This is a genomic window from Streptomyces sp. NPDC015532, assembly GCF_043078065.1.
Lineage (GTDB): Bacteria > Actinomycetota > Actinomycetes > Streptomycetales > Streptomycetaceae > Streptomyces.
This window is the reverse complement of record NZ_JBIBSY010000018.1, coordinates 25,934-47,618: the sequence shown is the minus strand read 5'-3', so window position 1 is coordinate 47,618 and position 21,685 is coordinate 25,934. Positions and strand designations below refer to the sequence as shown.

The following is a 21,685-nucleotide window of genomic DNA, read 5'->3' as shown; positions in this document are numbered from 1 at the left end:
ATCACCGTGACGACGAGGGTGCGGGTGCCGTGCTTGGCGGCGGCGACCAGGGTGTTGCCCGCGTTGGTGGTGTAGCCGTTCTTGACACCGATCAGACCGGGGTACCGTTCCACCCCGTTCGCGCCGGTGAGCAGCCGGTTGGTGTTCTGGATCCCGTACGTGGAGCTGCCCTCGCCGGGGAACATCGCCTCGGCGGTGGAGCAGTACCGGGCGAAGTCGGGGTTGCGCAGTCCGGCGCGTCCGAACACCGCCAGGTCGTACGCCGACGAGACCTGCCCGGGTGTGTCGTACCCGTCGGGCGAGATGACGTGCGTGTCGTTCGCGCCGAGGGAGCGGGCCTTGGCCTGCATCTGGGCGGCGGTGCTGGTCCAGCCGCCGTTCATCGAGGCGAGCACGTGCACGGCGTCGTTGCCGGAGTTGAGGAAGACACCGCGCCACAGGTCCGCCACGCGGTACGTGATGCCCTCCGCCACGCCGACCATGCTGCTGCCCGCGCCGATGCCCTCCAGTTCCCGCTCCCTGACGGTGTGCAGGGTGGTGCCGGGCAGCGTCGGCAGGACGGTGAGGGCGAACAGGGTCTTGAGGGTGCTCGCGGGCGGCAGCCGGCGGTGGGCGTTGTGCGCGCCGAGGACGTCGCCGGTGCGGGCGTCGGCCACCACCCAGGACAGCGCGGAGATGTCGGGGACCTCTGGTGCGTCGGCCCGGGGCCGTACCTGTGTGCCTTGCTGATAGAGCGTCGAAGGCGGCGGCGCGGCGGGGCGCGGCGCCCCGGGGCCCGCGTCGGTGAGCGCTGCGGCCGGGCTCTGCGCCGCTGCCAGCAGGCCGGCCGCGCAGACGGCGGAACAGGTCAGGGCGGCACGCGCGACCGCGGAGCGCGAAGCGACGGTCCGGAATGAGAATCCGATGGTCATACCGCAAACGTAGGAACGGACGTGAGACACGCCGGGGTGGCAGGGCCGAGTGGCGCCGTCGAGCACCCGGATGCCGCAGGCGTCGCGGGTCAGGACAGCAGCGTGGGCTGGATGCGGCGCAGGAAGGTCGCGTTGTCCGGTGTGGCGCGCAGCCGCTCCAGGAGCGTTTCCAGGCCGGTCTGCCCGTCCCGTGTCAGCAGGGCCCGGCGCAGCCCTCGTACGGCGGTCGACTCGGCCGCGGACAGCAGGAGTTCCTCGCGGCGGGTGCCGGAGGAGGTGATGTCGGCCGCGGGGAAGACCCGCCGGGCGGCCAGGGTCCGGTCCAGCCGGAACTCCATGTTGCCGGTGCCCTTGAGCTCCTCGAAGAAGAAGTCGTCGGCCCGGGAACCGGTCTCCACCAGGGCGGTGGCGAGGATGGTGAGCGAGCCGCCCTCCTCGGCGAGGCGCGCCGCGCCGAAGAGCCGCTTGGGGCCCTGGAGGGCGGCGGCGTCGACTCCGCCGCTGAGGGTGCGGCCGCCGGCGGCGGCCGCGTTGTTGTGAGCCCGGCACAGCCGGGTGAGCGAGTCGAGCAGGATCACGACGTCCTGGCCCGCTTCGACGAGCCGCTTGGCCCGCTCGACGACGAGTTCGGCGAGCGCGATGTGCTGCCTGGGCGTCTGGTCGAAGGTGGAGGCGTAGACCTCGCCGCGCACGGAGCGCCGCATGTCGGTGACTTCCTCGGGGCGTTCGTCGAGCAGCACCACCATCAGCCGGCACTCGGGGTGGTTGCCGGCCACGGCCGCGGCGATCTGCTGGAGCAGTACCGTCTTGCCGGTCTTGGGCGGGGCGACGATCAGCCCGCGCTGGCCCTTGCCGACGGGCGCGACCAGGTCCATGAGGCGTCCGGCCGGTCCGCTCGCCGGGTGTTCGAGCCGGAGGCGGTCACGCGGGTGCAGCGGGGTGAGGTCGCCGAAGTGCGGGCGGCGGCGCAGCTCTTCAAGTGTGCGGCCGTTGATGCGCTCGACCTCGGTGAGGGTCCGGGACCCGCCGCGGACACCGTCCACGGTGTCGCCCTTGCGCAGGCCGTGACGGCGGATCAGCGCGGGGGAGACCTGGAGATCGTCGGGTGCCGGAAGGAGGTTCGGGGAGCGCAGGTGCCCCTTCCCGTTGCCGTCGATGTCGAGGACACCGGTGGCGGTCCGGGTCTGGGGCCGCTGCTGTACCGGGGGGTGTTCGAGTGTGGTGGTCATGGGGTGTCCTCTCGGGGACGGGATCGCATGGGCATGCGTGAGAAAGGGGGGAGGCCGCGAAGGGAGGGCGCGGGGCGCGCCTCGGTGCGGCGGGAACATCACCTCGGACACGACGGGAGGGATCCCCGGGTCTGTGCGGGAGGCGGTGCGAGAAGCCGGTCCGCCCGTCGGAACCGACGGCGTCACAGCGAGAGAAAGGAACTGGCACCGGAGCCTGAAGACTGAGGCGTACACGAGTGCTGTTGGCAGACTACCACTGGTTGGATTGGTTCGGATGTGATCCGCGTCTCAGGGGGTCGCGGGTCGCGTGCGCGGCCGCCGCTGGGCCGGACCGGCGTTCCCGTGCTGGGGCCACCGCGGCCTGACCCACCCCCAGGGCTTCGCCGAGCTGCTGCGCACGGTGATCTGAGCAGGCACAATCGATCGTCGTACGACGCCGACGGGGTCGTACGACCGTCAACTCGGCCCAGCAGCAAGGAGAACACGGTGGACACCTCGTCCGGCACGCCGCACCGTCTGGACCCCGCGGGCGGCTGCCCGCACGCCGACAACCAGCGGCTGCTCGCCCGGGGAGCCGTCGCGACGGTGGAGCTGCCCGGCGCGGTGGAAGGCGCGGCCGTGCTCGGGCACGAGGCGCTGAAGGAGTTCCTCGCCCACCCGGACGTGGCCAAGGGCGCCCGGCACTTCACGGCCCTGGGCGAGGGACGGATAGCCGCCGGCTGGCCGCTCATGACCTTCGCCACCGTGCAGGGCATGACGACCGCCGACGGCGACGACCACCGGCGGCTGCGCTCCCTCGTCAGCAAGGCCTTCACCGTGCGACGGGTCGAGCAACTCCGCCCCCGCATCGAAGAGTTGACCGCAGGACTGCTCGACGGTCTGCACGCGGCGGCCGAGGAGGGCGGGGGAGTGGCCGACCTGCGCGAGCACTTCGCGCTCCCGCTGCCGATGGGCGTCATCGGTGAACTCCTCGGAGTCGACGCCGAGTACCTCGACCGGCTCCACCACCTGTCGAACCAGGTCGTCGCCACCGACATCGGCCCCGAGAAGGCCGTCGCCGCCAACCGCGAACTGGTGGCCGTGCTGAGCGCCGTCGCCGCCGCCCGCGCGGAGAACCCCGGCGACGACCTCACCAGCGCGCTGATCGCCGCCCGGGACGAGGAGGGCGACCGGCTCAGCCAGCAGGAACTCATCGGCACCCTGGTCCTCATGATCATCGCCGGGCACGAGACCACCCTGAACCTCATCACCAACGCCGTACGGGCGCTGTGCGGGCACCGGGACCAGCTCGCGTCCGTCCAAAGGGGCGAAGCGAGCTGGGGGGACGTCGTCGAGGAGACCCTGCGCTGGGACGCCCCCGTCAGCTACTTCCCCTTCCGCTACCCGGTGCGGGACCTGACCGTCGACGGGACCGTCATTCCCCGGGGCACGCCCGTCCTCGCCGGCTACTCGGCCGCGGGACGCGACCGGGCCGCCCACGGAGCGGACGCCGACCGCTTCGACATCACCCGCTCCCGGCGGCCCGGCGCCGTCCGCCACCTCTCCCTCGGGCACGGCGCCCATTACTGCCTCGGCGCCCCGCTCGCCCGGATGGAGGCCACCATCGCCCTGGAACGGCTGTTCACCCGCTTCCCCGACCTGGACCTCGCCGTGTCCGAGGCGGAGCTCACCCGGCACGCCAGCTTCGTCGGCAACAGCGTCCGGACCCTCCCCGTGCGGCCGGGAGCCTCCCGCGTCTGACGGCGCGCGCGAAATTATCTCGCCGCCTGTCGATTCGCCGGAGCGCCGTTCGTCGGTGGGGTGTAGGAAGCTCATGAGTACCAGGAGGAACCATGAAGTACATGCTGCTGGTCTGCGGCGACGACACCGCCGACGCCTCCGGGATGGCACCCGTCGAACCGTGGGTCGAGGAACTCGCCGAGCGCGGAGTCCGGCTGCACGGACACCGGCTCCGGCTGCCCGCCGACGCGGTCACCGTCCGGGTGCGCGACGGCGAAGTGCTGCGCACCGACGGGCCGTTCGCCGAGACGAAGGAGTACGTCGCCGGCTTCGACATCCTCGACTGCGCCGACATGGAGGAGGCGATCGAGGCCGCCGCGAAGCACCCCGTCGCGACGATCGGCGCCATGGAGATCCGCCCGTTCTGGGACGACGAGGACGCCGAAGGAGAGATCCGCCGCCTCGACGGACAGCTCACCGAGGCCCTGCGCGAACGTGACATCGACCGGGCGATGGCCTGCTACGCCCCCGACGTCGAGGTGTTCCACCCCGTGAGCGGCATGGAACAGAGCGGCGCCGACGCCCTGCGCAAGGCGGAGGAACAGTGGTTCGCGACGCTTGCCGGCCCCGCCGACCGCGAGGTGCTCGACTTCCGGCTGCGGATCGACGAGAGCGTCGCCTTCAGCCACGCCCTGGTGCGTCTGCGCGCCCCGCTCGTCGACGGCACCACACTCGACACCACCGCACGCGTCACCACGGGCTACCGCGCGGCCGGCGACCGCTGGCGGATCGTCCACCAGCACACGTCCGTGCCGTCCGCCGCGGGCCGCCCGCCGGCCGGGGAGACGCGGTCATGAAGTACGCCCTGTTCATCTGCACGCCGGTCGACGGCGAGGAACTCGGCCCCGAGGAGCTCGCCGACGACCCCCGGTTCACCTCGTACATCCAGGAGGTGCGCGAGCGCGGCATCGTGACCGGCGGCGCCCGGCTGAGGCCGGCCGCCGACGCCACCACCGTCCGCGTCCAGGGCGACGAAGTCCTGCTCAGCGACGGACCGTTCGTGGAATCGAAGGAGTACGTCGCGGGCATCGACATCATCGAGGTCGCCGACCTCGACGAGGCCATCGCCCTCGCGTCCCGGCATCCGGCGGCGCTGGGCGGCGGTTCGGTGGAGGTGCGGCCGCTCTGGGAGTGAACGACGGAGTCGAGGAGGCGGTCGCGGCCGCGTTCCGCGAGGAGTGGGGCCAGGTCGTCGCCACCCTGATCAGGGTGACCGGCGACTGGGACCTCGCCGAGGAGTGCGCCCAGGACGCCTTCGCCCAGGCGCTCGACCGGTGGCGGCGCGACGGAGTACCGCGCCGCCCCGGTGCCTGGCTGACCACGACCGCGCGCAACCGCGCCCTGGACGTGCTGCGCCGCGAGGCGGTCGGCGCGCAGAAGCTGCGGGAGGTGGCGGTGTCATCACGCGACGAAGGGACGTACGACCCGTACAACGCGTACAACCTGTACGAACCGGACTCCGACGACGGGAGCGAGGTCGGCGACGACCGGCTGCGGCTGATCTTCACCTGCTGCCATCCGGCGCTGGCCATCGAGGCCAGGGTGGCGCTCACCCTGCGCACCCTGGCCGGGCTGACCACGCCGGAGATCGCGCGCGCCTTCCTCGTCCCCGAGGCGACGATGGCGCAGCGGCTGGTGCGCGCCAAACGGAAGATCCGCAACGCGGGCATCCCCTACCGCGTACCGCCCGCGCACCTCCTTCCCGAACGCACCACCGGTGTCCTCGGCGTGCTCTATCTGCTCTTCAACGAGGGGTACGCCGCCTCGGCCGGGGCCGATCTCGTGCGCACGAACCTCTCCGCCGAGGCGATCCGGCTCGCCCGCGTCCTGGCCCGCCTGATGCCCGACGAGCCCGAAGTCCTCGGACTGCTCGCGCTGTTGCTGCTCCACGACGCCCGGAGCGGCACCCGGGTCGACGCCTGTGGCGACCTGGTCACGCTGGAGGACCAGGACCGTACCGCCTGGGACACGGCCGAGGCGGACGAGGGCGCCGCACTCCTGGAGACCGCCCTGCGCCGCGGGCGCCCCGGCCCCTACCAGATCCAGGGCGCGATCGCCGCCTGCCACACCACCGCCGCGACGGCCGGGGAGACCGACTGGGCCGACATCGCCGCCCTGTACGGCGAGCTCCGGCGCTTCGTGCCCTCCGCCGTGGTCCGGCTCAACCGGGCGGTCGCCGTGGGCATGTCCGAAGGCTCCGACGCCGGGCTCGCCCTGGTGGCCGAACTGGAGAAGGAAGGCGAACTGGACGCGTACCACCTGCTGCCCGCCACCCGCGCGGACCTGCTGCGCCGCGCCGGACGCACGGTGGAGGCCGCCGAGGCGTACGAAAGGGCCCTCGCACTGGTGGGGAACGCGGCCGAGCGGAGATTTCTGGAGAAGCGGCTCGCGGAGTGCCGATCGGCGTAGGGGCCCTGCGGTGGAGGTGCTTTCGTGCGGCGCTTCAGCCGGAAGCCCGCCCGGCTGGACCGCAGCCCCGGACCGAGGCACGGATCAGATCCGGACGCCGAACTGGAAGGGCATGTTGGCCATCGACTCGTTGCGGACGAACGCGCCGGTGTGCGGGGCGTGCAGCACCTGGCCGTTGCCCGCGTAGAGGCCGACGTGGTGCTGGTCGCCGTAGAAGATGACCAGGTCGCCGACCTGTAGATCACTCTGCGAGTAGATGCGGGTGCCCGCGTTGGCCTGGGCCTGCGAGGTGCGGGGTATGGTCACGTCGGCCTGGGCGTACGCCCAGGAGGTGAGGCCCGAGCAGTCGAAGGTGCTGGGGCCGGAGTGGGCGTACGCGTACGGTGATCCGATCACGCTCTGGGCGGCGGCGAACGCGGCGGCGGCGCGTCCCGAGGCGGCCTTGGTGGTGCCGAGGCCGACCCGCTCGTCGGCGCGGGTGGCCCGCTGCCGGTCCTGGGTGGCCAGTGCCGCCTTCTCCTGCGCCGTCAGCGTGTTCAGGAGCTTCTGCGCCGCGCCCAGCTTGCTCTGGACTTCCTTCTTCTTGCTCGCGAGCTCGGTCCGGGTGTCGGCGAGGTCCTTGAGCTTCACGGAGGCCTCGGCACGCTGCTGGGCGAGCGAACGCTGCTTCTCCTGGACCTTCTTGAGCGACTCGGCCTGCTGAGCGGTCAGTTGGTCCATGGCCGAGGCCTTGTCCAGGAAGTCGTCCGGGTTCGAGGAGAGGAAGAGCGCCACGGAGGGGTCGATCCCGCCGGTGCGGTACTGGGCACTGGCCATCGAGCCGAGGCCGTCGCGGAGCTGATTGAGCGCGTCCTGGCCGCGGGCGACGTTGTCCTGGAGAGCGCTGATCTGCTTCTGCAGCTTCTGCTGCTTCTCCTTGGCGCCGTCGAGCTTCTCCGTGGCCTGCTCAGCCTCTTCGTAGAGCTTGTCGACCTTGGTCTTGACCTCGTCCTTGTCGGGCTTCTCGGACGGCGCGGCATTGGCGACGTTGGCACTGAGGGCAACGGCGGCAGCGGCGGCTGTGGTGAGCACGGTGACACGGGTGCGGCTCGGCTGCTTGGGCCGACGGTGGGACGCCACGAAAGCGAGCTCCTTCTTTTTCGGCCGCCTGCCGAATACGCCGACGAGCGGTGATCCTTCACTGTCACCCCAGCGGGTGAACAACCGGGCAAAGGTTCGGGTGGCGACTGTAGTGACTCAGTCTTCAATAGAGCAAGTGGCGTTTTAATGCCGGATGTTGAGCGACAGAGACGAGTGACAGCTCCCTTCATGGTGTTGCCGGTGAGGTGGCAGGTGTTGATTTGGATTCGACCGGTCAAAGCGACCCTCTCGGCTGATGTGCGAAATCCCGGGCACTCGCGCCGCCGGTTGTTGAGCTTCGTCACGATGGCGTCGAGCTCGTCCTGGCTGAACGTCGACAGGTTTGTTCCTTTGAGCAGATACCGCCGGAGCAGCTTCTCGATCGGTCGGGCGTCGGTGATCTGTGAACGCCGCCGGCCTTTCACCGTGTGGCGCTTGTTCTTCCGGATCGGGCGGCCGGTTCGAACGCGCCTGCACAGTTCGCGGGGGACCACCTTCCAGAGGGTGGTGTGGATCGTCCGGTGGATCGTCTCGTGGGGATCTGCGTCCGCGGGGCGTCCCCGTGACGCAGACGCGGGTGCCCGGCGATCTGTACGGGCGACCACCCCTCCGGCAGCAGGGGCAGCTCCGTCTGCCTCCAACCGGCACCGTCGCTCCGGCCGGTTGGATCCGAGTCCGTCAAAGAGGATCTGGTTCAGCGGGAACCTTCGGCCGGTTGCCGGACACGTATAGGGCATGGAACTGAATGACGCTGGTCCCGCCGTACCGGTCGGAGGGATATCTGATCGAGAACTGTGGGCGAGGGCCGTCGACGGCGACCGGGAGGCGTTCGGTCGGATCTTCGACCGTCATGGGAAGACCGTCTACAACCACCTGTTCCGGCGGACGGCCGACTGGTCCGAGGCCGAAGACCTCACGTCGACCGTGTTCCTGCATGCCTGGCGTCGGCGATCGGAGACGGTGCTGGACCGCGACTCGGCCCTGCCGTGGTTGCTGGGCATCGCCGACCGCCTGCTGTCGAACACCAGGCGGCGGCTGAGGCGGGCCGAGGCGCTGCTGCGCCGGCTCGTCTCGCACGACGAGTCGGTGGGCGACCACGCGGACCGTGTCGCCGTCCTGGTCGACGACGAGCGTCGTATGTCGGAGATCCACCGGGCGCTGGCTCGGCTGCCGCGCCACGAACGCGAGGTCGTCGAGCTCTGCGTGTGGTCCGGCCTGGATCAGCAGGCGGCTGCGGCAGCGCTGGAGGTGGCGGTCGGGACCGTGAAGTCCAGACTGCACCGGGCGCGGCGGAGGCTGGGGGCCGACCTCGTCGGCAGATCCACGGTTCCGGCGTCATTCAGTTCGAGGAGTCCCGTCAACGCGGAAGAGGTCGCACGATGAATGACATGCCGGGCATTCCCGCGGCTCCTTCCGATCGTGATCTGCCGAACCACCGGCGGACCCGAGAGGAGCTACTGATGAAGATCGATCCAGAGGACAACCGTGCTTCGCTGCGACGCAGGTGGGCAGTGCCGCTGGGTGTTGCCACCGGCGTCACGGCGGTGAGCGTCGCGGCCGTGGCCGTCCTCAGCGGGGTAGGGGATGCCAAGCCGCTTCTCGCCGATCCCGCCGGAAACCCGACGGGTGTCGCCGCGCCATCGAGTCCGATCACGACGCGTGGCTCCACGTCGGCCGGAGCCGGGTCGGCGCCGTCATCGACTCGCACGACTTCCACCCCGGACGCGTTCGCCGTCACCAGCGTGACGACGACCCCGATCGACGCGGGGACCGTCGCCAGGATCCTGGCCTCCTGCCTGGGCTCGGATGCCTCGCGTTACCACGCGGTGGTCGCGGCCCGGGCTCCCGTCGCCTCGCGGGACGGGGACGGTGTGGTCATCGCCGTCAACTCCGCCGATCAATACGTGCAATGCGAGTCAAAGGGCGACAAGGGAAACAGCCTGGATTCCCCGCCCACGTTCATCAACAATCGCCTGTGGGGCACCGGTCGTACGATCGAGTATTTCGACTCCATTCGCGCATCCGTCGGCAAGGGGCGATATCTCATGTTGGGCGCCGGGCACTACACATCCGACGTTGCCAAGATAGCCATCAGCTACGGCGATAATCCGAAACAGTACCCGGCGGTCATGGCAGGCGGCGCGTTCGTCTACGCGGCGGCTCTCTCCGTCGACAATCCCGGCTCGCACTATGCGGGCCCGAGTCCCTACGTCCATGCCTACAACGCATCCGGTGAGGAGATCTACAACCAGGAGAAGGACCCGCAGTTCACCGGTAACCAGTAAATCGGCCGTTCGGTCGACCTTATCGCCGCCCGGCGAAGCCGAAGGACTACGCGCCGGTCTCGCCGGCGCTGAGGATGAGCTCGCCCAGATCGGCAGGCGTTCCCGCTCCTCAGCACCGTCCTGGGAGGTGTGGACAAGTGACAGGATCGAACAGTTGTGCCAGGCGGGCTGGTCAGTAGCCGCCGCTCTGGGACGACGACTGCTTGGTGATCTGCTTGCCATCGGTACCCAGCACATACCACTTGGCGCCGAAGGCGTCGATCCCCTGGCCGTTGGTCTGGCCGGCCTTCGTGTCGTCGGCGAACGTGTAGAGCGGGTGACCGTTGTACGTCACCTGCTTCGAGCCGTCGCTGCGCGTGATAGCCGAGAGAAGTTTGCTGTTGACGCCGCCCTTGGCGATCGTCTTTCCGTTCGCCTTCAACGGCGGCCAGGCCTTGGCGCAGTCCCCGTTGCACGTGGACTTGTTCTTCTGGTCGGACTGGAAGAGGTAGAGGGTGTGTCCCTTGCCGTTGACCAGGATCTTGCCGAGCGGTGTGGACTTGGTGGACACCGTCGCGGAGGACGACGTGCTCACGGCCGACGCCGCTGCGTGTGCACCGCTTGCCGGACTGTGGCTGTTGCCTTGGGCGTACGCGACGGTCGTCGCGGACAGGAGAAGCGCCGATCCAGTGGCGGCGATGAATCCTCTGGTGTGTCTGTTCACGAGAATCGCCTCGGAGAGTGTATTGCGGCCTCCGCTCGTGGGCGCGCGCCGCACATCTCCCAGTACACCCCGAAGCCGACGAGCTGGCCACAGCGTCGATGCGGGCAGACGCGGCTTCCCGGACCGGGGGAGGCGGGTTGCCTCCCTGACCCCTCTACCGTGCCGACGCCGTGAGGCCGGGCGACATGCGCCGCCGCGTGCGGGTCTTTCCGTGAGAGGCTCACCTCAAGGGGCCATGCAGCCAGCCGTGCGGTGTCAGTGGTTCTCCCGGCCCGGTGCGAAGAAACGGGCCCCGCTGAAGCTGGTGTCTCCGGCTCGGGTGGCTCGCACGGACATGTTGAGCTCCTCCGGTCCCGGACTACCGTCGCACTGGACCAGCCGGCCCAGGCCGTGCTCCTCGATGTGCCGGATCACCTCTGCGTCGACGGCCGAAGGCGGTCGGCCCCATGCGGACCGTCTCGCCTCCGTAGGAGGCCGTCCCCGGCATCCCGGACGTCTGGCCGGCCGGCCTTCGCCTGGGTGGCTGACCCGGCCCCGCCCGGCCGGGCGGGCTGGGCCGGGCGTCGGCTCAGCCGACGGCGCGCGGGGCCGGAACGGCGGGTCGGTCAGGATCCGCGCCGTGCGTCGGTGAGCTCGAACACGCCGTAGCCGAATCCCCGGGCGCTCACCGTGCCGGCGTCGATCCCGACGCCGTCCGCTTCCAGGGAGCGGAGGCCGGTGACCCACTCGACGGTACAACTCGCCTGTTCCCGGCGCGGGTTGACCACGACGAGATACCGGCCGCCCCGCACGTAGACGAACGGATAACCGGCGTGCACCACCTCGACCGAGCCGGCCGGCCCCAGCTCCGGTGTGCCGGTGCGCAACGCGACCAGGCGGCGTACGAGATGCAGGAGCGAGGTGTCGTCGGCCCGTTGGGCGGCGACCGTCGGGCGGTCCGGGGACGGGTCGAGAGGGAGGTAGAGGCGGTCGGAAGGGGCCGTGGAGAAACCGGCGTTGGGGCCCTCGTCCCACTGCATCGGCGTACGCGAGCCCGCGCGGTTGTAGCGCGGGCCCAGCACACTGCCCTCCTTCTCGGGCAGCCCCGGAACGTAGCGCATGCCGATCTCGTCGCCGTAGTAGATCGCCGGGAGGGTCGGCCAGGTGAGCTGGAAGACGAAGGCGACGGGCAGCTGACCGGCCGTGCGGGGGCCGCAGTTGAGCCGGGAGAAGTCGTGGTTGGCGGTCGGCAGCGCGATGAACCCCTGCTCGCCCAGCGCGCCGTCCGCATCGCGCCAGGCCTCCAGGAAGGGGCGCGGTGAGCCGCGGCCCTCGGCGTCGAAGAAGCAGTCGAGCGGGTCCCAGGCCTCGTTGACGGTGCCCTCGCCGTTGCTCCACAGCGAACGCAGGGCGAGACCGTCGGTGGGGCCGCCGAACTGGAGGAAGAAGTCCGCGTGGAATCCCGCCGGGACGGACACCTCGGGTTCTCCCCACTCCGAGAGCAGCACGGCCTGCGGGTGCGCGCCGTCCAGCCAGTGCCGCAACTCCGTCCAGACCGCGGCGGTCTCCCGCCTCTCCGGGTCGTCCTTCACGAGCGAGGCGGCCATGTCCACCCGGAAGCCGGCCAGTCCGAGGCCCAGCCAGTGGTCCATCACCGTGCGCAGCGCGGCGCGGTTGGCGCGCGGACCCGGTGCGTCGACCGGCAGGCGCCAGGGCTCGTCCGGACGGGCCCGCCCGTAGCCGAAGTTGAGGGCGGGCTGGAACGCGAAGAAGTTCGGCAGGTACGCCCCCGGGCGGGTTCCGGGGGAGGCGACGAATCCGTCCGGGAGACGGCCCTCGGGTGCCCAGATGTACCGGTCGTCGGCCGGATCGTCGATCGCGGCCCGGAACCAGGGGTGCTGGTCGGAGGTGTGGCCCGCCACGAGGTCGAGCAGGACGCGGATGCCGCGGCGGCCCGCTTCGTCGACGAGGCGGGCGAGGTCGTCGTGGGAGCCGTAGCGGGGTGCGACGCGCAGGTAGTCGGCGACGTCGTACCCGGCGTCGCCGAACGGGGACACGAAACAGGGGTTGAGCCAGACGGTGTTGACGCCCAGCCACGCGAGGTGGTCGAGGCGCTCGGTGATTCCGGCGAAGTCGCCGATGCCGTCACCGTTGGAGTCGGCGAACGACTGCGGATAGATCTGATAGAAGACGGCGTCGGCCAGCCAGGCGGGGGCGGGGCGGAACGAGGTCATGCCGGTGACGATAGATCAGCGCACGGGGCGTCCGCTGCCCCACGACCCGCCGTTCGGCCGCGGGTCGCTTGCCGCCAGGGATGCGGGGGTGCCTTGCTCTGGGCCGGGTGCTTCTCGGCCCCGGACCGGTGTGCCCCGGCCCTGGACGGGGTGTCTCACCCTGGGCCGGGTGAGCCCCAGGCCTGGAGGGGGGTGCCTTGCCCTGGCGGGGTGTTCCTCGGCCCCGGACCGCGTATGTCCCGGCCCCTGGACGGGGGTGCCTTGCTCTGGGCCGGGTGTGACCCAGGCCTGGAGGGGGGGGTGCCTTGCCCTGCCCGCGTGTACCCCGGCCCCAGGACGGGGTGCCTTGCTCTGGGCCGGGTGTGTCCCGGCCCAGGACCGGTGTGTCCCGGCCCAGGACGAGGGGCGCCTCGCCCTGGACGGTGTGCCCCGAACCCCAGACCGGGTGTGCCCCAGCCCCGGGGCCGGGGTGCCTCAGCCCCGGACGGGGGTGCACCGGTCGGGGGAGGGTGTCGTGGGTGCCGGGCGACTCGGCCGGCGATGACGTCATGGGTGACGGTGGCGGCACCGCGAGCGCGGGCGCCCCGCCCCCGCCCCCGCAGCCCCTAAGCTCGGCGAGATGTTCTCCCCGCAAGGTCCCACGCTCCGCGAACTGAGTGTGCAGGCGCTCTCGTCGATCGAGCACGGTTACGACCTGCTCGCGCCCAAGTTCGACCACACGCCGTTCCGGACCCCGGACGCGATCCTCGAAGCCGTGGGAAACGCCCTCGCGCCGATGGGGCCCTTCACCGCGGGACTCGACCTCTGCTGCGGCACCGGCGCGGGCGTGGATGTCCTGCGCGAGCTGTGCCGGGAGAGCGTCACCGGGGTCGACATCAGCACGGGCATGCTGGCGGTCGGGCGCTCGCGGCTCGGGGCCGGTGATCCGCCGTCCCCGGTGGCCGGTGATCCACCGTCGACGGCGGGCGGTGATCCACCGTCAACGGTGGGCGAGGGCCGGGGGCCGACGGTCGCCCTCGTGCGTGCCGACGCCCGCGCCCTGCCCTTCGGGCCCGCCTTCGACCTCGTCGTGAGCTTCGGCGCCTTCGGGCACTTTCTGCCGCACGAGTTGCCCGGCCTGTTCGCCGGCGTCCACCGCGTCCTCCGTCCGGGCGGACGTTTCGCCTTCCCGATCATGGCTCCGCCGCGGCCCGGCTCGCTCTGGTACTGGGTCATGCTGGGCTTCGACACGGTGATGCGGGTGCGCAACGCCGTCCGGCGTCCGACCTTCGTCATGTACTACCGCACCTTCCGGCTGGCCGACGTGAAGCGGGAGTTGGCGCGGGCCGGATTCCGGACGGAGCTTCACGCACTGGACGAGTTCGGCCGGCGACGGGACGGCAGCCCGCGGGCCCGGATGGTCGTGGCCACACGTGAGGACACCCCGGGAGGGCCCGCCGGCGCCGCGTGACACGGTGCGCCGACCCTCAGGTTCACGTGGCCGCGGGCAACGTGAACTCGTAGACCAGGGCGTCCTGTTGGGCGTCCACGGTCAGGTCGGTGATCTCCAGGGGGCGGTCGTACTGGTCGTGCACGCGCCGGGTGACCCGTACCGACTGCGGGAGCGTGGTGATCGCGTCCCGGTGATGCAGGGTCAGACCCGCCTTGCGCATCCAGTCGTAGGCGCGTGACAGCTGAGCCGAGGAGTGGCCGTTCGCGCGGTCGCGGTAGCGGGCGAGCTCCTCCACCTCGGTCACCGCGATGGCGGAAAACGATGTCACGGCCGAGCGCAGTCCGCTGCCGTCGGCCGCGGCGGACTCGTAGCGATGGACCAACGTGGCTCGCAGCGGGGCGAGTCCGAGGGCTTCGGCGTGGTCGGGTGAGGGAGTCTCCCAGGTCACGGTGGTCCGCCGGCACCCGTCGGGTTCGCCGGTGTGCGCGCCGACGGGGAAGTCGAGGGACGGGACGTGCTCGGCGCCGGTGCCGGACAGCGTGGCATGGCTGCCGCGCCGGTCGGTGGAGACCTGACCGTCGCGCCGCAACCTGTGCAGCGCCTGTCGTACGGTCTCCCGGCTGACGCCGAACCGGTTGGCCAACTCGCGTTCGCCCGGCAGTCGTTCCCCGGGCGGAATGATTCCGTCGCGCAGCTCGCCGAGCAGTTGTGCGGCGATCCGCGCGTACAGCGGTTCGTGGTCGGACGGATGGGTGGTGCGGGCCATGTCCGCGCCTCCTGCGTGGTGACAAATTGTAGCCGTGTGAGCTCGGTGCGCCACCACATCTAGCATTGGTCTAAACCATGAGGAAAGGGCGTCCGGGGACTTCGGCCGATTCCAGCCCGCGCCCCCGGTCGGCCCGGGCGGCGTTCCCGGCGCGCCGCCTTCGGCGCCGACGAGTGCCGACTGCCTTGGAACGACTGAGCCGTGCGGGCCCGCGCGGCCCCTGGGGCACCTCGGCGGGACACCGATTCCGGCACGGTGAGATCGCGAGACCCACCGAACCCGCCGTGTCCGAAAGTCCCCGGACCGAATGTCTCTCCGGGCCGTCTGGTCTGTCCGGGCCGTCTGGTCTGTCCGGTCTCTGCAGGTCCAACGGCCGGGCGCTGACGGTTCGTTCCCGGATCGAGTGTGACGATTCACCCCGCTCATCCCCCTGTCGGCGCACCCCTGGGCCGCCTCATACTCCAGGCTCCGGACCGGGCGGTGAGACGACTGTCCGTCGAGACGAGGGAGACGGTGCATGGTGAACGCGGGGCCGGCGGGGGCTGCGGGGACATGGGAACTGGGCGACCGGAAGGTCAACCGGGTCGGTTACGGGGCGATGCGGCTGACGGGCAACGGCATGGCCGGGAACTCGGACGGCCCGCCGATCGACCGCGACCTCGCGGTCCGCCTGCTGCGCCGGGCGGTCGACCAGGGCGTCAACCACATCGACACGGCCTCCTTCTACTTCTCCCCGCTGCGCTCGGCCAACGAGCTCATCAACCGCGCGCTGTCCTCCCGCCGGGACGACGTGGTCGTCGTCACCAAGGTCGGTCCGGGCCGTGACCCCTCCGGCGCGTGGCACGCCATGGTCCGCCCCGACCAACTGCGCGGTCAGGTGGAGGAGAACCTGCGGCAGCTGGGCCGGGACCATCTCGACGTGGTGAACCTGCGCAGGAACGGTCGTGACATGAACTCCGTGGCCGAGCACTTCGGGGCGCTCACCGAACTGCGCGAGGCGGGCCTGATCCGGCACCTGGGCCTCTCGAACGTGGGCCCCGAGCACGTCGCCGAGGCCCGGTCCATCGCCCCGGTCGTCTGCGTGCAGAACTCCTACGGGCTCGACGCGCGCGGCGCCGACGAGAGCGGTCTGGTGGATCTCTGCGGCGAGCTCGGCATCGCCTTCGTCCCCTTCTTCGCGGTCGCCGGGCTGCGTCGCGAGGGGGCCGCCGGGGAGGAGCGGGACGACCGGGTCCGGGAAGTCGCCCGCGCCCACGGCGCGACACCGGCTCAGGTGCGACTCGCCTGGACCCTCCACCGCGGGCCACACGTGCTGGCCATCCCCGGGACGGCCGATCCGGCCCACCTGGACGAGAACATCGCGGCGGCCACCCTGCGGCTGACCCCGGAGGAACAGGAAGTCCTGGGAGCACCGGCCGCCGACGGCTCGTGATCCCATGAGGCGCGGAGGCGCGGAGGCGCGGAGGCGCTGGGGTATTGGGGTGACGGCGTGCCGGGGTGCTGTCGTCGGGCCGTCCGAACAGTCCGGTGGCGAGAGAGCGTTGTCAGTGGTCCCCCCTACGGTCACGGAGACAGGGTTGGTTCGGGTGGATGCGGGGCGGCATGAGTTTTGATCTCGCGGTGTGGTTCGAGTCCGAGCGGATCTCGGTCTCCAGGGCCGCCGTCACGTACGAGCGGCTGTGCGGCGGCGACCTCGCGGGGGCGGGAGTCGTCGCGAGCGAGGCCGTGCCCGCGTTCCATCGGGAACTGACCGGGCGATTCCCCGAGCTGTCGGCCGGCGCGGCCGACGGTCCGGGGCCTGCGGGGTCGCCATGGACGGCGCGCCTCGACGTCTCCGCTGCCCATGTGATCATGCCCATGTCCTGGGGCCGGGCCGACGTGACGGCCCCCGAGGTGGTCACCCTCGCGGCCCGGCACGGACTCGTCTGCTTCGACCCGCAGGCGGACGTGCTGCACCTTCCGCCCGCGCTGCGCGGGACGGACGGACTGAGTCTTCAGCCCTGCGTCGGTCTGAAGGTGGAGGACGCAGACCTCGACGTGATCGAACGTGCCGTGCACCGGCTGTCCGAGGAGAACTGGTTCCTGATCCTGGAGAGGCGGAGTGGCCATTTCCTCCAGGTCGGTCACGGCCCGAACGCGGGCCTGGCCACGGGCGGGTTCGCCGTCGAACACCGGGACGGCGCCCCGGAACGCCACTACCGCTGTGTGCTGGACGAGAAGGACCAGGTGGCCACGCTCTTCGCCGACTACGCGTCGGGTGCGAGCGGGTGGAGCGTGGACGCGCGGTGGGACCGCCTCTTCTGACACGACCGTCCGACGGCCCCGGCTCCCACCGGTCCGTGGCCGTCCGTCTCGGTTCGTCGTCGCCTGTCCTCCCCCTGTCCTCCCCTGTCTCGACACTCCCGGCCCTGCCCTCTGTTTCGTGCCCCTGCCCCTCTGCCTCGATGTCCCGTCCCGCCCCGACGCGTCAGCGCCTATGGCGCTCGCCAGGGGAGTGCGGGTACCGACCCCGGGGTGCTGTGCCAGTAGTCCCGTGTCTCCACCGCGAGTCCCGCGGCGTCGAAGCGGACGAACACACAGCCCGCGAGGGTCGTGGGACGGCCGTCCTCCTGCGCGAGGACGTGGAACTCCGCGACCGCACGGCCGTCCTGGCCGACCAGCGGGTCGGAGAAGCGAACGTCGGTCGTGCTCTCGGACGCGAAGGACCAGCGCAGGTACGCGGCGAGCTCGTCCCGGCCGCGGTGGGGCTCCCGGAACGGCATGGACCGGTGGACGCATTCCTCCGCGTACAACTCCAGAATCGCGTCGACGTCATGGGCCGCCCAGGCCCGCTCCCACACCCGCACGAAACGCCGGGACGCGGTGATCGTGTCCATCACGGGCCTCAGACGCGCGCGGACAGCCAGCGCAACTGCGCGGCCTGCTGGTAAGGGCCGCCGCCCTCATGGTCGTTGAAGTCGTACACCTCGATCTCCTTCTCCTCGTTCGCCCAGGCGTTGAAGGCCGCGAAGACCGTCGACGGCGGGCAGGTCTGGTCCTCCAGGGCCACGGAGAACAGGGCGGGTGCCCGGCCCCGCGCGGCGAAGTGCACCCCGTCGAAGTAGGAGAGGGTGCGCTGCACCTGTTCCGTGCGGCCGCGATGGGTCTTGAGGTAGTTGCCGATCTCCCGGTACGGGGCACGGTCCGTGAGAACCGTGGCGCGCGGGAAGTCGCACAGGAACGGCACGTCGGGGGCGACCGCCGTCAGATCGGGCAGCAGACCGCCGACCGCGATGCTGATGCCGCCGCCCTGGCTTCCGCCCAGCACCGCGACGCGCGCCGCGTCGACGAGCGGGTGCGAGCGGGCCGCCTCCACCGCGCGCACCGCGTCCGTGAACAGCCGCCGGTAGTAGTAGGTCTCCGGGTCCTCGATCCCCCGTGTCATGAACCCCGGGAACGCGGGCGCGCTGCCCACCGGGTCCGGGGTGTCGCCCCCGCCCCACGCGCTCGCCTGGCCGCGGGTGTCCATCACGAAGTGCGCGAAGCCGGCCGACGCCCACAGCAGATGCGTGTGCGCGAGCCCGCGTCCGCCGCCGTACCCGATGAACTCGACGACCGTGGGCAGCGGGGAGTCCGCCTCCGCCGGAACGGTCAGCCAGCCCTTGATCGGATGCCCGCCGAACCCCGAGAACGTGACGTCGTGGACCGTGACGGTCCTCAGCCCGGTGTCGACCGGTTCGAAGCGGGCGGCGAGGTCGTGCGCGTGGGCTTCCTGGAGCGTCTTGGCCCAGAAGGAGTCGAAGTCCGCGGGCTCGGCCGACGCACTGCGATAGGTGCGAAGTTCGTCGAGCGGGAGGTCGAACAGGGCCATCAGGGACCACCTTTCGGCACACGGGCGCGGATGATCACACCGTACGTCCGCCCCCGGAGCCCCGCTACGACCGCGCCGGGAACGGAGGAGACTCCCCGCCGTCGGCCCGTCGGCCCGTCGGCCCGTCGGCCCGTCGACCCGTCAGGCCGTGCGCCGGGTCCAGTCCGGTTCCGTCCGCGCCCAGTCCTGCTCCCACTGGGCCAGCCGACGGCGTGCCAGAGCCCCGCGCACGCAGAGGTGCGCGACGAAGAGGACGGAGACGGTGCCCGCGGACGTGAAGACGCCCATGGCCAGGGCTTGTTGCAGGATCATCGAGGAACTCGGCGCCGGACGCACGATCCGTCCCCGCGCGTCGGTCCACACGTCGACGGGCGTACCGCGCCGCAGGCCCGGGGGCACACCCACCAGCCGGGTTTGCCGCGTCCCGTCCGGCTCCGTCCAGCGAACCCGCGCGGACGACGAACGCGGTCTGGCGCCCGGCCTCGACGGCATCGCCGTCGGCACGTCCTCCACCAGTACGGCACGGACGTGGTGCTGGGCGGCGCGCCGGGCCGCCGCGTGTGCCTGCGTACCGTCGTACGTCCACCACGCGGCCCCCGCCCCCACGAGCGGCGCGCCGACGAACAGCAGAACACAGACGGCAAGCGCCCACCACGCCTCGACGACGTCGGAACGGCGCCGCAGCGGATTGCGGCGCCAGCGCCAGCCGCGCACCCGGGTTCGCATGTCCCCTCCTCACTGCCGCGCGCCGCGCCGACGCCCGGACGATGCGGCACCCCGGCGTCTCGCGGCCCCGGCGTCGAACAGCCCGCCGACCGCGGCCGGTTCACCGCACCTGACACATCGCACCTGACGGACAGCACCTGACAGACAGCACCTGACACATCGCACCCGGCACTTCACACCTGACACACAGCACCCGGCACTTCGCACCTGACATACAGCACCCGGAACACGGCACCCGGAGGCGGCCGGTCCGGCGGTGGCCGGCGAGGTCCCGCAAGGCGTGCGTACGACTGATCCCCGCCCGCCGTGGAACCCGTACACGACCGCGTCGGCGAACAGGAGCCCCGATGGCGAGACAGGCCGTCCCCGCCCGCGACACCGGGCGCACACTCGACTTCCCCGCCCCCGGCCGGATACACCCGTCGGCCCGGATTCCCGGTGATGCCGGGCGCGAAAGGCTTCCCGGCACCCGCCGTCCACACCCCGAAAGGCATCGGTCATGAACACCGGCACCACCATCACCGCAGGAATCGACGGTTCGCGCGCCAGCCTGGACGCCGCCGACTGGGCGGCCCGCGAGGCCGAACGCCGCCGCCTCCCGCTGCGCCTGGTGCACGCGGGCACACCGCGGCGCGCCGTCGCGCGTGTTCCGGACGTCGACGTGCCCGCGGGTTGCGCCAGGTCGGCGCTCGACCGGGCGGCGATCCAACTGTCTTACGCGCACCCGGCGTTGGACATCCTCGCGCGCCACACCGAGGCGCCCGCCGTGCCCGCGCTGCTCGCCGCGGCCGCCGAGTCGCAGACTCTGGTCGTCGGCTCCCGCGGTCACACCGGCCACCCCGCTCCGGCAGGCTTCCTGGCAGGCTCCGTCGCCCTGGCCGTCGCGGCCGCCGCGGAGCGCCCCGTCGTTCTCGTCCGGGAGGGTGAACTCCCGCAGGACGAGAGGGCGTTCACCTCCGCCGACGTACCTCCGGGCACCGTGCCCTACCGTCCCGTGGTGCTCGGCCTCGATCTGGAGGACCCCGCCGACCAACTGGTCGCCCACGCGTTCGAGACCGCCGCCGTCCGCTCGGCACCGCTCCTCGTGGTGCACGCCTGGACCCCGGCCCCGGACGGCGATCCGGCCCCGGGCGAGCCGTCGGCCACCGTCGCGCCGCCCGGCGGCGCGCACGACCGGGAGACGGTCCGACGACGCGCCCTGAGCGACACGCTCCGGCCCTGGCGCGCCAGGTTCCCCGGCACCCCGGTCTCGGAAGAGGTCGTCCACGGCCATCCCGCGGACAGGCTGCTGAGGGCGTCCACCGGCTCGGGCCTGCTGATCGTCGGCCGCCGAGCGGGCGAGAGCCTGGGCCGCGCGGCACGCACCGTCATCCGCCAGGTGACCTGCCCGGTCGTCGTGGTGCCGCACGCCTGACGCCGTTCACGCGGCTTCCCGGACGTCCAAGGCCGAGAGCCGGAACCCGGACCGCTCGGGCCCGCGCCGGGCAGTGTCCGGCTCCCCGTAATGGTCCGGAGACGAGGCCGCCGGGAGGAACGGGTGACGGCCGATGAGTTTCTCCGTGATCCGCAGTCAGAGATCATGGCTGGTGCGCCTGGCCCGCGAGGGCGGCGAAGCGCGCACCGACCGAAACCGCCGAGAACCGGACACGAGACACCGAGGAACCTTCGATGCGTACCCTGATCAGCACCGCTTTCATCTCGCTCGACGGCGTCGTGGAGGCCCCGGGCGGCGAGCCCGGTTACCGGAACTCCGGGTGGACCTTCAAGGACATCGAGTTCCTCCCCGAGGCGTTCGAGATCAAGGGCCGGGAACAGCAGGAAGCCACCGCCATGCTGATGGGCCGGACCAGCTACGAGGTGTTCAGCCCCGTGTGGCCCGGCATGGAGGACTTCGCCGGCTACAAGGTGATGCCGAAGTACGTCGTCTCCACCACCCTCACCGAGGACGACCTGGTGTCCAACTGGGGCAGGACGACGATCCTGCGCTCGCTCGACGACGTCGCCGCGCTGAAGGAGACCGAGGGCGGCCCGATCATCGTCCACGGCAGCGCCTCCCTGAACCAGGCACTTTCGGACGCCGGCCTGATCGACCGTTACCACCTGCTGGTCTTTCCGCTCCTGCTCGGGGCGGGCAAGCGGCTCTTCAGCGCCACGGACAAGGACACCCAGAAGCTGAAGCTCGTCGAGCACGAGGTCTACGCCAACGGTCTGCAGAAGAACGTCTTCGACGTCGTCCGCTGACGAGGTTCCCGCACGCGCGTCC

General features: G+C 71.4%; 19 protein-coding genes and 1 pseudogene. 11 read left to right on the top strand and 9 right to left on the bottom strand.

What is annotated here, in order from left to right; translation table 11 throughout:
• Positions 1–53 precede the first annotated feature (53 nt).
• Positions 54–911: pseudogene (locus ACF07B_RS36745) on the bottom strand (D-alanyl-D-alanine carboxypeptidase family protein); the annotation flags it as partial.
• A gap of 89 nt (positions 912–1,000) precedes the next feature.
• Positions 1,001–2,140, bottom strand: coding sequence for a transcription termination factor Rho (gene rho, locus ACF07B_RS36740; protein ID WP_392182103.1), 1,140 nt, complete (start codon positions 2,138–2,140; stop codon positions 1,001–1,003).
• A 486-nt stretch (positions 2,141–2,626) separates the two neighbouring features.
• On the opposite strand from rho, the gene ACF07B_RS36735 reads away from it, so the two are divergent.
• The 4 genes from ACF07B_RS36735 to ACF07B_RS36720 all read left to right on the top strand — a co-directional run bounded on the left by ACF07B_RS36735 (position 2,627) and on the right by ACF07B_RS36720 (position 6,328).
• On the top strand, positions 2,627–3,880 hold the full coding sequence (locus tag ACF07B_RS36735; protein WP_392182102.1) for a cytochrome P450: 1,254 nt from the start codon (positions 2,627–2,629) through the stop codon (positions 3,878–3,880).
• Positions 3,881–3,972: 92 nt separating this feature from the next.
• Positions 3,973–4,716: a nuclear transport factor 2 family protein gene (locus ACF07B_RS36730; protein WP_369480046.1), complete on the top strand. Its 744-nt coding sequence runs from the start codon at positions 3,973–3,975 to the stop codon at positions 4,714–4,716.
• Positions 4,713–5,054 carry a YciI family protein gene (locus tag ACF07B_RS36725; protein WP_362396778.1) on the top strand — a complete coding sequence of 114 codons (342 nt, stop codon included), beginning with the start codon at positions 4,713–4,715 and terminating at the stop codon, positions 5,052–5,054. The genes ACF07B_RS36730 and ACF07B_RS36725 overlap by 4 nt, the downstream gene beginning before the upstream one ends.
• Positions 5,045–6,328, top strand: coding sequence for an RNA polymerase sigma factor (locus tag ACF07B_RS36720; protein WP_392182174.1), 1,284 nt, complete (start codon positions 5,045–5,047; stop codon positions 6,326–6,328). Before ACF07B_RS36725 ends, ACF07B_RS36720 begins: the two co-directional genes overlap by 10 nt.
• 84 nt (positions 6,329–6,412) lie before the next feature.
• On the opposite strand, the gene ACF07B_RS36715 is transcribed toward ACF07B_RS36720, so the two are convergent.
• Positions 6,413–7,447 (bottom strand): NlpC/P60 family protein, encoded by a 1,035-nt coding sequence (locus ACF07B_RS36715; RefSeq protein ID WP_392182101.1) that lies wholly within the window; start codon positions 7,445–7,447, stop codon positions 6,413–6,415.
• A 735-nt stretch (positions 7,448–8,182) separates the two neighbouring features.
• Between ACF07B_RS36715 and ACF07B_RS36710 the strand changes: the two genes are divergently transcribed.
• The gene (locus tag ACF07B_RS36710; protein ID WP_328665042.1) at positions 8,183–8,830 is read left to right on the top strand and encodes an RNA polymerase sigma factor; all 648 of its coding nucleotides are present in this window, start codon (positions 8,183–8,185) and stop codon (positions 8,828–8,830) included.
• A 77-nt stretch (positions 8,831–8,907) separates the two neighbouring features.
• The gene (locus ACF07B_RS36705; protein WP_392182100.1) at positions 8,908–9,732 is read left to right on the top strand and encodes a hypothetical protein; all 825 of its coding nucleotides are present in this window, start codon (positions 8,908–8,910) and stop codon (positions 9,730–9,732) included.
• Between the two features lie 172 nt (positions 9,733–9,904).
• Here ACF07B_RS36705 and ACF07B_RS36700 read toward each other — a convergent pair whose 3' ends face one another.
• Both ACF07B_RS36700 and ACF07B_RS36695 read right to left on the bottom strand, forming a co-directional pair.
• Positions 9,905–10,306: a hypothetical protein gene (locus tag ACF07B_RS36700; protein WP_326783293.1), complete on the bottom strand. Its 402-nt coding sequence runs from the start codon at positions 10,304–10,306 to the stop codon at positions 9,905–9,907.
• 734 nt (positions 10,307–11,040) lie between these two features.
• On the bottom strand, positions 11,041–12,648 hold the full coding sequence (locus ACF07B_RS36695) for an alpha-amylase family glycosyl hydrolase (RefSeq protein WP_392182099.1): 1,608 nt from the start codon (positions 12,646–12,648) through the stop codon (positions 11,041–11,043).
• Positions 12,649–13,267: 619 nt separating this feature from the next.
• Here ACF07B_RS36695 and ACF07B_RS36690 point away from each other — a divergent pair.
• Positions 13,268–14,098, top strand: coding sequence for a class I SAM-dependent methyltransferase (locus tag ACF07B_RS36690; RefSeq protein WP_392182098.1), 831 nt, complete (start codon positions 13,268–13,270; stop codon positions 14,096–14,098).
• 22 nt (positions 14,099–14,120) lie between these two features.
• On the opposite strand, the gene ACF07B_RS36685 is transcribed toward ACF07B_RS36690, so the two are convergent.
• Positions 14,121–14,846 carry a GntR family transcriptional regulator gene (locus ACF07B_RS36685; protein ID WP_392182097.1) on the bottom strand — a complete coding sequence of 242 codons (726 nt, stop codon included), beginning with the start codon at positions 14,844–14,846 and terminating at the stop codon, positions 14,121–14,123.
• Between the two features lie 517 nt (positions 14,847–15,363).
• Here ACF07B_RS36685 and ACF07B_RS36680 point away from each other — a divergent pair.
• Positions 15,364–16,278 (top strand): oxidoreductase, encoded by a 915-nt coding sequence (locus ACF07B_RS36680; protein ID WP_392182096.1) that lies wholly within the window; start codon positions 15,364–15,366, stop codon positions 16,276–16,278.
• A 170-nt stretch (positions 16,279–16,448) separates the two neighbouring features.
• On the top strand, positions 16,449–17,150 hold the full coding sequence (locus ACF07B_RS36675) for a hypothetical protein (RefSeq protein WP_392182095.1): 702 nt from the start codon (positions 16,449–16,451) through the stop codon (positions 17,148–17,150).
• Between the two features lie 170 nt (positions 17,151–17,320).
• Here the strand turns inward: ACF07B_RS36675 and ACF07B_RS36670 are convergent, their stop codons facing one another.
• The 3 genes from ACF07B_RS36670 to ACF07B_RS36660 form a co-directional block, all read right to left on the bottom strand.
• Positions 17,321–17,722: a nuclear transport factor 2 family protein gene (locus ACF07B_RS36670; RefSeq protein WP_392182094.1), complete on the bottom strand. Its 402-nt coding sequence runs from the start codon at positions 17,720–17,722 to the stop codon at positions 17,321–17,323.
• 8 nt (positions 17,723–17,730) lie between these two features.
• Complete coding sequence (locus ACF07B_RS36665) at positions 17,731–18,696, bottom strand: acetylxylan esterase (protein WP_392182093.1); 966 nt, start codon at positions 18,694–18,696, stop codon at positions 17,731–17,733.
• Positions 18,697–18,837: 141 nt separating this feature from the next.
• A complete protein-coding gene (locus ACF07B_RS36660) occupies positions 18,838–19,422 on the bottom strand; it encodes a hypothetical protein (RefSeq protein ID WP_392182092.1) in 585 nt (194 codons plus the stop codon).
• 499 nt (positions 19,423–19,921) lie between these two features.
• Between ACF07B_RS36660 and ACF07B_RS36655 the strand changes: the two genes are divergently transcribed.
• Both ACF07B_RS36655 and ACF07B_RS36650 read left to right on the top strand, forming a co-directional pair.
• The gene (locus ACF07B_RS36655) at positions 19,922–20,836 is read left to right on the top strand and encodes a universal stress protein (protein ID WP_392182091.1); all 915 of its coding nucleotides are present in this window, start codon (positions 19,922–19,924) and stop codon (positions 20,834–20,836) included.
• 254 nt (positions 20,837–21,090) lie between these two features.
• Entirely contained in the window at positions 21,091–21,663 is a 573-nt protein-coding gene (locus ACF07B_RS36650; RefSeq protein ID WP_369480058.1) for a dihydrofolate reductase family protein, read from the top strand.
• Positions 21,664–21,685: the final 22 nt, after the last annotated feature.